General features: G+C 70.8%; 9 protein-coding genes. 3 read left to right on the forward strand and 6 right to left on the reverse strand.

Annotated elements, in window-relative coordinates; translation table 11 throughout:
• The first annotated feature begins 173 nt into the window (after positions 1–173).
• Positions 174–1109 (forward strand): LysR family transcriptional regulator, encoded by a 936-nt coding sequence (locus ACIHAA_RS01690; protein ID WP_399811633.1) that lies wholly within the window; start codon positions 174–176, stop codon positions 1107–1109.
• A 105-nt stretch (positions 1110–1214) separates the two neighbouring features.
• Here ACIHAA_RS01690 and ACIHAA_RS01695 read toward each other — a convergent pair whose 3' ends face one another.
• The 6 genes from ACIHAA_RS01695 to ACIHAA_RS01720 form a co-directional block, all read right to left on the reverse strand.
• Positions 1215–2102, reverse strand: a complete 888-nt coding sequence (locus ACIHAA_RS01695; RefSeq protein WP_399811635.1) for a DUF6282 family protein — start codon at positions 2100–2102, stop codon at positions 1215–1217.
• A complete protein-coding gene (locus ACIHAA_RS01700; RefSeq protein ID WP_399811638.1) occupies positions 2089–2793 on the reverse strand; it encodes an RraA family protein in 705 nt (234 codons plus the stop codon). Before ACIHAA_RS01700 ends, ACIHAA_RS01695 begins: the two co-directional genes overlap by 14 nt.
• Positions 2790–5009, reverse strand: coding sequence for an isocitrate/isopropylmalate family dehydrogenase (locus ACIHAA_RS01705; protein ID WP_399811641.1), 2220 nt, complete (start codon positions 5007–5009; stop codon positions 2790–2792). Before ACIHAA_RS01705 ends, ACIHAA_RS01700 begins: the two co-directional genes overlap by 4 nt.
• Positions 4999–5829, reverse strand: a complete 831-nt coding sequence (locus tag ACIHAA_RS01710; protein WP_399811643.1) for an alpha/beta fold hydrolase — start codon at positions 5827–5829, stop codon at positions 4999–5001. The genes ACIHAA_RS01705 and ACIHAA_RS01710 overlap by 11 nt, the downstream gene beginning before the upstream one ends.
• Positions 5826–6761, reverse strand: coding sequence for a hypothetical protein (locus ACIHAA_RS01715; protein WP_399811645.1), 936 nt, complete (start codon positions 6759–6761; stop codon positions 5826–5828). The genes ACIHAA_RS01710 and ACIHAA_RS01715 overlap by 4 nt, the downstream gene beginning before the upstream one ends.
• A 1878-nt stretch (positions 6762–8639) precedes the next feature.
• Positions 8640–9275, reverse strand: a complete 636-nt coding sequence (locus ACIHAA_RS01720; protein ID WP_399811647.1) for a helix-turn-helix domain-containing protein — start codon at positions 9273–9275, stop codon at positions 8640–8642.
• A 96-nt stretch (positions 9276–9371) separates the two neighbouring features.
• Here ACIHAA_RS01720 and ACIHAA_RS01725 point away from each other — a divergent pair, with 96 nt between their 5' ends.
• Both ACIHAA_RS01725 and rsgA read left to right on the forward strand, forming a co-directional pair.
• A complete protein-coding gene (locus ACIHAA_RS01725) occupies positions 9372–10802 on the forward strand; it encodes an MFS transporter (protein WP_399811649.1) in 1431 nt (476 codons plus the stop codon).
• Between the two features lie 303 nt (positions 10803–11105).
• The gene (rsgA, locus tag ACIHAA_RS01730; RefSeq protein WP_399811651.1) at positions 11106–12206 is read left to right on the forward strand and encodes a ribosome small subunit-dependent GTPase A; all 1101 of its coding nucleotides are present in this window, start codon (positions 11106–11108) and stop codon (positions 12204–12206) included.
• Positions 12207–12212 lie beyond the last annotated feature (6 nt).

Below are 12212 nucleotides of genomic sequence, written 5' to 3' on the forward strand. Positions count from 1 at the left end.
CCGTACGGCCGCCCCGGCCGCACGGTGATGACAGCGGGCCCGCCCCAGTGCGGGTCCGCTGCCTGATGTGGGAAGATTCCTCTGCGGCGGCTCCGAAGGCTGTATTGGGATATTCAGCAGAGATATTTTGAGTTTCAACCATAGGTGTCGCCCGCTCTGAGGCTGGGGGGCCCGTGGAACTGCGTCAGATCCAGTACTTCGTCGCCGTAGCGGAGGAACTGCATTTCGGCCGGGCGGCGCAGCGGCTGCATATCGGCCAGCCCGCGGTCAGCCAGCAGGTGCGCCGACTGGAGCGGGAACTGCGCGCCCAGCTCTTCGACCGTTCCAGCCGCACCGTCACGCTGACACCGACCGGCCGGGCCCTGCTGCCCGAGGGCCGCGAACTGCTCAAGGCGCTGGACTCCTTCGTGGCCAAGGCCGAACGGCTGGCGGCGCAGAACGAGGCCACCTTCCGGGTCGGGATCAGCTCCGCGCTCGGGGCGCGCCTGGACGACTTCCTGGACGCGCTGCCCGACTCCGGATCCGGCACGCGCTTCGAGTTCCAGACGCTCGGCGCCCGCAGCCGTCTGGAGGAGGTACGTGCCGGACGGCTGGACGCGGCCTTCGTCCGGGGCATCGAGAGCGCCCCTGGCCTGCGGCTTCTCACTCTCTGGTACGACCCTCTGCTGGCGGCGCTGCCCGCCGCCCACCCGTTGTCCGGGCGGAAGATTCTGCACCTCGCCGACCTGGCGGACGTACCGCTGCGCATCGCGTCCCGCGGCCAGAACCCGGTGCTCCACGACGCGGTGGTCGCCGCCTGCCGGAAGGCGGGCTTCGAACCCGCGTTCGGGCCGCCCTTCACGGGGTTCCAGGACACCCTGGCCGAGATCGGCGCGAGTGGCGACGGCTGGACCCTGATGTATCCGACGGCGGCCGACACGGTCTCGTCGCGCCGGATCGCGCTGCTCCCGCTGGACGGGGAGCCCATCACCATGGGTATGTTCCTGGCGCTGCGGGACGACGCGGACCCGGCGCGTCTGGAACTGCTCACCGCCACCGCCGCGCGGGTCCGCAGAAAGGTCGCGGAAGAACACCGGAACCGGCCGGTGCCGACCGATACGGTCGCGTAACGCAGCACGCAGCACTCGCCACGCCCGGAATGCCCGGCGACCCCGCGACGCCCGCACCCCCGCAACGCCCGGGGCGGCCCCGCAGAAGCGGGGCCGCCCGGCGTCTCAGAGGCTGAGCATCCTCAGCGGCGCGTCCCGCACGACCTCGGTGATCCGGGCCTCGTCCAGACCGGCTTCCGTGAACCAGTCCTGGCTGCGCGCCATCCACTCCCCGATGTCCATCTGGGAGGTCTGCCCCAGGTCGGAGCTGTAGACCACGCGCGGGACCCGGGCGAGGACGGCGGCGAAGTCGTCCCACTCCTGGTAGCCCAGCAGATGCGTCAGCGCGGTCTGCTCGGCCCAGACCTGCTCGGCGGACGCGATGTCCAGAAGATCGGAGCAGGTCAGACCGGTCATCGGGTTGGCCGGCTGATTGAGCATCAGGCGCGGCACGTCGAGCCGTACCGCTTCCTCGACCAGCAGGGCCACCTCGCGTCCGTCGGCGTGCCCGGTGGAGACGACGATGGGCAGGTCACGAGCCATGCGCAGGATCTCGCGCACCTCCGCGCGGAGCCCGCCGCCCTCGTCCGTGACGGTGAGCGGGCGCAGTCCGTCCCGGGCCAGCAGGGGATGGGCCGGGGTGCGGGCCAGGCGGCTCTTGTGGGTCCGGCCGGTCACCGTCGGCAGATGGACAATGAGGCGCAGACCGCTGTCCTCCCCGTGCTGGATGACGGCCTGCTGCACCAGCCGGGGGTCCAGGCCGCCCGCGATGTCGTTGAGCACGATCGACCCCGAGACGGGCAGACCCTGCTGACGGGCCTCCCACGCCTGGGCGGCGGTGGATCCCAGGTGGTTCTTCAGCACCACCCAGCCGCCGAGCTGCGCGTAGCGGACACCGGCCGTGGCCGCGGTGCGCCGCCGTACGTAGGCGTCCGGGCCGACGTGGTAGTGGACGTCGACGAACGCGGCCTGCTCGGCGGTGGTCGTCGTGGGCCGGGGGTCAGTGAGCGTCATCGTGTCCCTCGTCCTCCCAGGGGCGGGCGTAGCCGTAGCGGGCCCGCGCCTCGTCCAGCCGGGTGCCGTCGAGGGCGGCCTCCCGGATGCGCCGTTCCGTCCGCTCCACGGCTTCGGCGCGGCGGACGACCTCCTCGACGAGGTCGGCGGGGATGCGCAGGGCTCCGTTGTCGTCCGCGAACACCAGGTCGCCGGGGCCGACGAGGGTGCCTGCGATGTCCAGGGTGCCGCCGGTGCGGTCCAGCACCACCCGGTTCTTGCCGCTGACCATGGTGACGGCGGTGCTGAAGAGCGGGTAACCGGCCTCGCGGGTCTCCCGCACATCGCGGACGGCCCCGTGCACGACGGTGCCCGCGATCCTCCGGCGCAGCGCCACGGAGGTCAGCAGGGATCCCCAGTTGGTGCAGGCGCCGGTGCCGCCGTTGTCGACGACCACGACCGAACCGGGCGGTACGTCGTCGATGTAGTTGGCGGCGTTGTGGAAGGTGCTGTCGTCCTCGACGGGCCGGTAGCGCAGGGTGAACGCCGGGCCGAAGGCCACGCTGCCGGGGGTGCGGGCGGCGATGCCGGGCAGGACGCAGGGCGCTGCCCGGAGGCTGTCCACCGCGTCGGAGAGGGCGGCGGTGTCCAGCCGTGCCAGGCGGGCGCGCAGGGCGCTGTCCAGCAGCGGGTCGGCGGATGCGGTGGTCATGCGGTCTCCTCCACGAGACGGCGGGCGACGGTCCAGGCGGCGAAGTGGGCGGCGTAGGTGAGGACTTCGGGTCCCCGGTTGGGGACGGTCAGCTCGCCGGCGGGTTGCCCGGCGCGGTCCTGTGCTCCGCCACCGACCGTGCACAGGAGGCGTACGGTGCCCGTGTGGTCCTGCGGACCGCCGCCGTCCCAGGCCGCGTCCAGCGTCACGGACACCCGGCCGGACGGGTCCTGGTCCGGCGCCGTCTGCCGCTCGGCGGCCACCTCGGCGGCGAACCGGCCGCCGGTGACCCGGTCGTCCGCCACCTCCAGGGCCAGGCCGCGGGCGTCGAGCAGGGCGGCCAGTTCCTGGACGGCGGTGCGCTCCCGGTCGGTGACCACATATGTCCCGAGGGCGTCGTCCAGCCTCTTCGCGAGTTCGTCCGCGCTGCCGGGTGGGCAGTCGATCCGGATGTCCACATAGGGGTAGTGCCAGCGGTAGGCGGGCTTGACGCTCAGCCCCAGGTCCTGGACGAGGGCGTCGACCGCGGCGGCGGCGTCCGCCTCGATGACACCGAGGGTGCGGCGGAACACCGTGACCACGGGCTCCGGTTCGGGAAGGTGACCGAGGCCGTCGCGCAGCAGGGCGTCGAGCATCGGCAGGCACTCGCGCGGCGGCCCGGGGAGCATCGCCACAGTGGTCCCCTGTACGTCGAGGCGGCAGCCCCAGGCGGTGCCGTTGGTGTTGGGCAGCAGTTCGGCGCCCTCGGGGAACTGCGCCTGGCGGCGGTTGTCCTCGTGCACGGCGACACCGAAGCGGGTGAGCCGTTCGACGACACCCCGCCAGGCCTCCTCGCGGTGCTCCAGCGGGCGGCCGAGCGCGCGGGCGACCCCGGCCCGGGTCACATCGTCCGAGGTGGGGCCGAGACCGCCGATGACCACCACCACGTCGTCACGGCCGAGGGAGGCGCGCACGGCGTCCGCGATCGCCGCCTCGTCGTCCCCGACGGTGTGCCGGACGCGGGTCGGCACACCGCGGGCGGCGAGCCTGCGGGACGCCTCGCCCGCGTTGGTGTCGTCCAGGGCGGCCCGCAGCAGCTCGTCCCCGACGGTGACGACAGCGGAGGTGTGGGTGCGCGGCACGGCACGGCAGGCGTCCAGCACCGACGCGGCGCACTCCGTGGTGGTCGCCGTACCGCCCAGGTCGTACGTCACCCGGTCCCGGCGGCGCGTGACATGCGAGACGGCGTCCCGCACCTGGCCCGCGGCCTCGCCGAAGCCGAGGTGCTCAAGGAGCAGGCCGATGGTGAGGAAGGCGGCGAGCGGGTTGGCCCGGCCGGTCCCGGCCAGGGCGGGGGCACTGCCGTGCACCGGCTCGAAGTAGTTGCCGTTCTCCCCGATGTTGGCGCTGGGGGCGAGGCCGAGCCCGCCCATCACGCCGCCGCCGAGGTCGGACAGGATGTCGCCGAACATGTTCTCGGCGACGATGACACCGAAGCGCTCCGGGCGCCGCGCCATCCACAGCGCCACGGCGTCCACGTTGAGGATCTCGTACGCGATCTCCGGGTAGTCCGCGGCGATCTCCTCCAGCCGCTCACGGGCGTACGCGCTGCTCTGTCGCAGGACGTTCGGCTTGTCCGCGAGAGTGACCAGGGGGTGCCCGTGGGCGCGGGCATGCTCGAAGGCGAAGCGCAGGATGCGGTCGAGGCCGTGCCGGGTGAGCATCCGCACGCTCGCGGTGGTCGCCTCGCGGCCGCTGCGGCGGGCGTTGGGGTGGTCGGCGACGAGCGGCCACATCTCCTCGGGCACCCGGTCCCAGTCGAGGCCCGCGTAGAGGCCCTCGGTGTTCTCGCGGACGACGCAGAAGCGGTACGGGGTGCCGCCGAGGTAGCTTTCGACCGGCCGGAGGTTGGCGAACAGGTCCAGCCGCTGGCGCAGTTGGATGATGGGCGAGATGTAGTGCGGGGCCCGGTCGCGCAGGTCCGGGTTCAGGTCGGCCAGGGCCTCACGCCCCGGCTTGCTGGTGGTGGCGCCGAGCAGTACCGCGTCGCTGCGCTCGATCAGGTCCCAGGTGCGCCGGGGCACCGGGTCCCCCTCGGTACGCCAGAACTCCCAGCCGATGTCCCCGTGTTCCAGGGTGATGGGCAGATCGAGGGCGTCGATCACCGGGAGGGCCGCATCGAGTACTTCGGGGCCGATGCCATCACCCGGAAGGACTGCGACGGTCTTACTTTTCATGGATCCTCTTCGTTGACGGTGGTGCCAGGAACGCGGCGACGGCTTGCCGGGTGGCGTCCGGCCGGTCGGCGTGCGGGCGCATGCCCGCCTCCGGGATGCCGACGCGGGTGTGTCCGGGGCCGGTTGCGAGGTGGTGGTGCCGGACGAGTCTCGACTCGGTGCCGTAGACGTGCAACAGCTTGCCGGGGAACGCCTCGACGCGGCGGCGGGCGTCCGCGCGGCGCAGCAGGCGCAGTCCGGTGGCCAGCCGCCATCCGCTCAGTGCCTCGTCGTCGAGGTGCCCCGGCGCGCCGGGTGCGGGGGAGGGCTCCGCGGGACCGCGGACCACCTCGTGCAGCAGACGCAGCGCCGCCGCCGTTCCGTCCGGTTCCACGGCTGCCGCGATACGTTCCAGGGTCGCGTCGAGCGTCTCGTCGGCCACCGTGGGGGCGGACAGCAGGACGACACGGGTCCGGTGCGTCCAGGGCCGGTCGAGGAGTTGTTGTACGACGGCGCCGCCCAGCGCGTTGCCCGCCAGCAGGTCGGGCTGCTCGGCGCGGAGGACGTCAGCCCACCGGTCGGCGAGTGCCGCGAGGTCGTCCCCTGCGCGCAGCAGCGACAGGGTGTCGTACACGGTCACCCGGTGGCCGGTCGACAGCAGTGCCTCGGCGACGGGTTCGAAAAAGGCTCCGTGGTCCCACTGGGCCATGACCGGGGCGAGTACGCAGGCGGTGCGGGGTGCGTGCGGGTCGCCCAGGTGCACGGCGACCGGGGCCGGTGCCGGGGCCGGTGCCGGCGCACCGAGGCGCGCCGGTACCGTTGTCGAGGACTGCGAGGTCACGCCGGGACCGCCGCAGAGGTGAGTTCGCGCGCGGCGGTGAAGGCGGCACCCATGTGGTCCACGGGCAGCTTGGCGCGCTCCTCCACCGAGAGGTCGAAGTGGCCGAGGACCAGGTCGGGCAGCGGCAGTGAGGGCTTGGCCTCGGCGATCTCGGACTCCATGCGGTGGGCGAGGGTCAGGATCCGCCCGAGGTCGTACCGGTCGGTCCGGCCCGCCCGCCCCAGGTAGGCCAGCCACTGTTCGGTGATCAGGTTGCCGGGGCCCTTGCCCATGCCGAGGACCGAGGAGTCGATCCAGGTGGCGCCCGCGTCGACCGCCGCGATGGAGTTGGCCAGGGCCAGGCCCAGGTTGTTGTGCGCGTGCAGGCCGATCGCGGAGCCGGTCACCGAGCGCACCAGGGTGACCAGTCGTGCGACCTCGTCCGGCAGGAGGCTGCCGTTGGAGTCCGCCAGATAGATCACGTCCGCGCCCGCGTCCTCGGACATCGCGGCGAGTTCCACGAGCCGTCTACGGTCCAGTTGGCTGACGCGGGTGATGTTCACGGTGGTGGTGAAGCCGATGTCCGCCGCCTTGCGGAGCATGGCCAGCCCCGGCTCGGGCGCCTTGGAGGGAAGGCAGAACCGTACGAGCCGGGCGCCCGCCTCGAACATCTGGGTGAGGTCGGCGTCCTCGATGTTCTTCGGGTGCAGGATCACGCAGATCCGCTCGGCCGGTATCACGTCGGCGATCGCCCGTATGTAGTCGTCGGCGCCCAGGCCCGTCAGCCCCACGCCCGGCTTGGGCTGGAAGGAACCCTTGCGGTAGCCGATCTCAACCCACTCGACCCCGGCCGCCACGCTCTCCTGCGCGTGGTGCAGGGCGTAGTCGAGCGGGAAGTCGAAGTTGTTGCGGTAACCCCCGTCTCGCAGCGTCACATCGAGATTGGTGACCATGTCTCCTCCGTTGACTGTCCGAGGTGGCGGCTGTGAGGGTGAGCGATGCCCGGAGTCGAGCGCCCGGTCGCGGGCGATGGTTCGCATCGTGAGCCGCGACGCATAAGTCGGTGCCGGTCGGCTGACACATGGCGTTTCCCCCGTCCCCCATTGCCTTGTGTGTACTTCTTGCCTGGTGCGTACTTCAACAGGCCCGCGTGACACGCCGGAAGTTTCCCGTACGGAAAACTTCCGGGCAGGCCTGGAATTCTTCGCGGCACACCGGATATGCAATCACATGGCCGGTTGCGACCCCCGAAGGCGAAATGGATGCTATCGACACCGGCATGGGCCCGCAAGCCTCGCCGGTTTACGTCGGTACTGAATCGGGCGGGTGCCTGAGGAATAACTCAGGCCTGGCCTGGAGCGACATCCGGGCGATTCCCACAAGGGGTGAGAATGGTTAATCAGATGTTCACCAGCGCTTTTATTGCCGCCCAGTTGCGGCCTGGAACCCGCAGATCACCGGGGTTCGGAGTGAAGGTGCCCGCGAGCGGGGCGAAGTACTGGGACGGACGGGTCCGATCCCTTTCCGCTGTTTCGGCCGGGGCAGCGCGCGACCCCTCGAAAACCCCACCCGTTTCCCCCGTGTGTGTCCGTATGGCATGGCGGAATCCCCGCCGTCGAACTTTCTGTGTCGACGAAAGGGGAAACCGCTGGAAGTGATGTTCCCACAAGGTGCTGCACGCGCCGAAAAAGTTTACCTTTTGTGTACCATCCGCCGTCCGACGACCAGTGCGACCGGCCGCGCGCCGCTGCCCGCGGAGCGCCCCGTCACTCGCCAAGTCCAGCACCCGTGCGCGAGCCGTCCAAGGCCCAATTCGCTCTGACAGCCATCATGATCAGTGATGGCCCGAGTGTGCCGAGTGGGCCTACCCCCCGGCGGACGCGGCGACCAGGATCAGACCATGCGCACCCGCTCATCCTCAAGACCCTTCCGCCGCCAGGGGCGTGATCCCGCCACCCTCCCGCCGATCCCGCCGAATTCGTCCTGGCTACCCCGTTCTGCCCGCGTCTGCCGCCGCTTGCACCCCTGGTCGGCCCGCTCGAGAACGCGGCCTCCCCACACGGCAGTTGACGGCACCCCCGAGAACGCCGCGTGGAGGGACGGGAGCCGACGGAAAGGGACCGACGGACAGGGACCGACTGGCAGGACTGCCGGAGCATGCCGCGCCGATAACATCACCGCATGCCTTCTCCGAGAGCCCGCCGATACGTAGTGACGGCCTTGCTGTTTGCGGCACTGACCGCATTCGGCTACTACGCTCTACAGCCCGTACGGGAAGTCTGCGGGCTCACCTCCGAACTGTATGGCTCCACCTTCAACCCGAACAGCGTCCAGTCATCCGGCGGCGGCCGGTGCGGCGAAGAGCGCACGCGCATCATGACCTGGTTCGGGGGATAGGCGCAGATGCCTGCTGCCCACCTGGGTCTTTCTCGGTGTTCAATCGCTAGATCAGTCCTCGGGTTGCGCTGATCGCTTCACCGTAAGATTCGAGTGGCGTGCGGTGCTGGACCTGATTATCGGGTGGGTGGGAGGAACCCGCACATACCGGCCGGAGGAAGGCGAGTATCTTGGATTGTAGAACCCTCCCAGAGCTTGTTGCCGAGGGGGCAACTTTTATGGAGGCCCTTGAATCCCTGCACCAGAGGGGCTCTCGTCCCCTCACTCCTCTTGAGTTTCTCATGGTTTTCCAGGAGGAGCTCGGAATCTCGTTCATCGAGTCGCGGAAAATGCTGGAGTATTTCGACCCCTGTATGCGTCCGACAGTCGATACGGCTCTCATCGACGAGCGCGGGCATCAGGTATTGCAGACATCTAACCCGCGAGGCTGACGATCACGGCGTTGTTGAGGGTGGGTTGGGGGTGATCGGTGGGGCGGGATCGGTCTGGGGTGGGCCGGTGCGGATGACGGCCTGGTCTCCTCGGGGGCCGAACAGGTGCAGGATCTCTACGGCATTCGCGTCCGCGGGGCCGAACCAGTGGGGCTCGGCAGTGTCGAATTCGGCCACTTCGCCGGGGCGCAGCGTCAAGTCCCGCGCCCCGAGGATGAGGCGTAGCCGACCGGCGAGGACGTAGAGCCACTCGTAACCCTCGTGGGTGACCAGTTCCGGCTGGCGGGGTGCCAGGACCTGTTTGAAGACCTGTACTCGGCCCGGATACTGCGTCAGGGGCACCAGGACGCTCCCGCGTTCCTTGTGCAGGGGCCGGAGATGCACCCGGGGGTCGCCGCTGGCCGGTGCCGCCACCAGTTGGTCGAGCGCGACGCGGTGCGCCCGGGCCAGTGGGATGAGCAGGTCCAGGGTCGGGTGCCGCTTGCCCGATTCCACCCGTGACAGTGTGCTGACCGAGATCCCGGTCGTGGCCGCGAGAGCCTCAAGCGTCAGTCCCCGTTCCCGGCGCAGCCTGCGCAGCCGGGGCCCGATGCCATCGAGGATCTGCTTCAGCTCCGCGTCACCGGACCCTGTGTTCATGGGCCCAGTTTTGCAGAGTCCGCAAAATCGATGGGCCGCGGCCCCCGCCCGGGCCGAGCCTGGCCGGGCATTGTTCCCGGACCCCAGAGGCAGACCGTGACCACGACGACATCCCCGACGACACAGCCTGTTCCACCCACGCTGAGTGCGCGCAGACGCTGGACGGTACTGGCCGTCTGCTGCCTGAGCATGTTCCTGGTGGGCCTGGACACCACCATCGTCAATGTGGGCCTGCCCGCCATCGGACGCGGCCTGGATGTCGGCACGCGCGGTCTCGAATGGACCGTGGACGCCTACACCCTCGTCCTGGCCAGCCTCCTGATCTCCTCCGGCGCGCTGGCGGACCGCTTCGGACGCCGCCGGGTGTTCCAGTGCGGGCTGGTCGTGTTCGGCGCGGCCTCACTGGTCTGCGCGCTCGCCCCGTCGGTGGGCCTACTCATCGTGGCGCGCGCCGTGCAGGGCGTCGGCGCCTCGATGCTCAGCCCCGTGGCGCTCGCAATCGTGGTGAACGCGATGCCGGACCCGAAGGAACGGGCACAGGCGATCGGCGTCTGGGCGTCGGTGTTCGGACTGAGCATGGCCGCCGGACCCGTCACGGGCGGCGCGCTGCTCGCAGGGCTGGACTGGCGGGCGCTGTTCTGGATCAACGCACCCGTCATCGCGGCCGCCCTGCTGCTCAGCGCGGTGTTCGTACCGGAGTCCCGGGCACGGCGGGCCCGGCGGCTCGACCTGCCCGGCCAGGTCCTGCTGACCATGGTCCTGGCGGCCGTGGTCGGCGTCCTGATCGAGGGGCCGCGCATCGGCTGGACATCGCCTGCGGCACTGGCGGGATACGCGGGGGCCGCCGTGGCGGCAGCCGGATTCGTCCGGGTCGAGTCCCGCCGACCTGAACCGCTGATGGATCTGCCGCTCTTCGGGCGCCCGGTCTTCACCGGTGCCGTCGTCGGTGCGGTGGCGGTCTTCGTCGCCCTGAACGTGACCCTGCTGCTGAACACCCTCTACCTTCAGCACACTCGGGGATGGACGCCGCTGGCCGCAGGCGTGGCGACCTTGCCCCTGGCCCTCGGAGCGACCGTCTGCGCCCCCTGGTCCGGCCGCATGGTCGGCCGCGCGGGACCGCGGCTGCCGCTGCTCCTGGCCGGCGGTTTCATCACGGTCGGCGGGCTCTGCCTGGTCCGGCTCACCCCGCACACGAGTGTGCTCCTGCTCCTCGCCGCGTACGTGCTCATCGGCATCGGCTTCGGCTTCGCCAACGCCCCGATCACCAACACCGCGGTCAACGGACTGCCGCCCGCCCGCGCAGGCGTGGCCGGGGCGATCACCTCCACCGCACGGCAAATCGGCTCCGCCCTCGGCATCGCCATCGCAGGCGGCCTGGTGACGGGCACCGGCCCGGCGGGTCTCGCGCACGCGTCCCGTCCGGGCTGGATCCTGGTCGCCGCCTGTGGCGTACTGCTCTTGCTCGTCGCCCACGTATCCCGGCCGAAGCAGGCCACCACGGGCCCCGCCGCCCCACAGGCGCGCTGAGCCGTGTGATTCACGGCAACGCACTGCGGTCCGCCCCGGGGCCCGGTCGGAAAACTCGGTGGCGTCGCGGTGTGGTCGTCCCTAGGGTGAGAACCGCTTCACGCAGTGGCTGTCGGCTGCTGCGTTCGTTCGGTGATGAGCCGCGTGAGATACGGGAGGTGTGACCGATGGCTGTCTCTGTGATGGGTGCTGCCCGCAATCAGACGTTTGTCCACTCCACCCCCGTGGTCTCCGGCTGACACTTCCTCACTTCAGCGCGTACGACGTGCGCGTGGCCGGGGCCGCCCTTGTGAAGGGTTTCCCTTGACTTCCAGCACCGATTTCTCCGCCTGTTCCGCTCTCGTTCCCTACGGCTGGGACGAGGCGTGGGCGGAACAGTTCGCTCCCTACGACTTTGAGGGCCTGCTCCCCGGGCGGGTGATCCGTGTCGACCGCGGGCAGTGCGATGTCGTCACCGCCGGCGGCGTCGTGCGGGCCGACACCGCCTTCGTCACCCCGCACGACCCGCTGCGCGTGGTGTGCACGGGGGACTGGGTCGCCGTCGACCCCGGCGGCGCCCCGCGCTATGTACGGACGTGTCTGCCGCGCCGTACCGCCTTTGTGCGTTCCACCTCCTCCAAGCGTTCCGAGGGGCAGATCCTCGCCGCCAATGTCGACCACGCCGTCGTCGCCGTGTCCCTCGCCGTGGAACTGGACCTCGGCCGTATCGAACGCTTCCTCGCCCTCGCCTGGGAGTCCGGAGCGCAGCCCGTCGTGGTGCTCACCAAGGCCGATCTGGTGCCGGACGCGATGACGCTCTCGTATCTCGTCAAGGACATCGAGCAGGCAGCGCCCGCGGTGTCCGTGCTGCCGGTCAGCGCCCGGCTGGGCGAGGGGCTCGACGTACTCGCGGCCGTCCTCTCCGGCGGTACGACCGTGCTGCTCGGACAGTCCGGCGCGGGCAAGTCCACCCTCGCCAACGCGCTGCTCGGCGAGGACATCATGACGGTGGGGGCCACCAGGGACACCGACGACAAGGGCCGCCACACCACCACCACCCGCAATCTGCTCGTCCTGCCGGGCGGGGGAGTCGTCATCGACACCCCCGGACTGCGCGGGGTGGGACTCTGGGACGCCGGGGACGGGGTGGGGCAGGCCTTCGCCGAGATCGAGGAACTCGCCGCCCAGTGCCGCTTCCCCGACTGCGCGCACGAGACGGAGCCCGGCTGCGCGGTGCGTGCGGCGCTCGACTCCGGGGAACTGCCGCAGCGGCGCCTGGACAGCTACCGCAAGCTGCTCCGCGAGAACGAGTGGATCCTCGCGAGGACGGACGCACGGCTGCGGTCCGAACTGCGCCGCGAGTGGAAGCGGAGGGGCGCCGAGGGGAAGGCGGCCATGGAGGCCAAGCGGGGACGGTGGCACTGACGGGCG

Source organism: Streptomyces sp. NPDC052040 (genome assembly GCF_044548405.1).
In the GTDB taxonomy this organism is placed as follows: Bacteria; Actinomycetota; Actinomycetes; order Streptomycetales; family Streptomycetaceae; genus Streptomyces.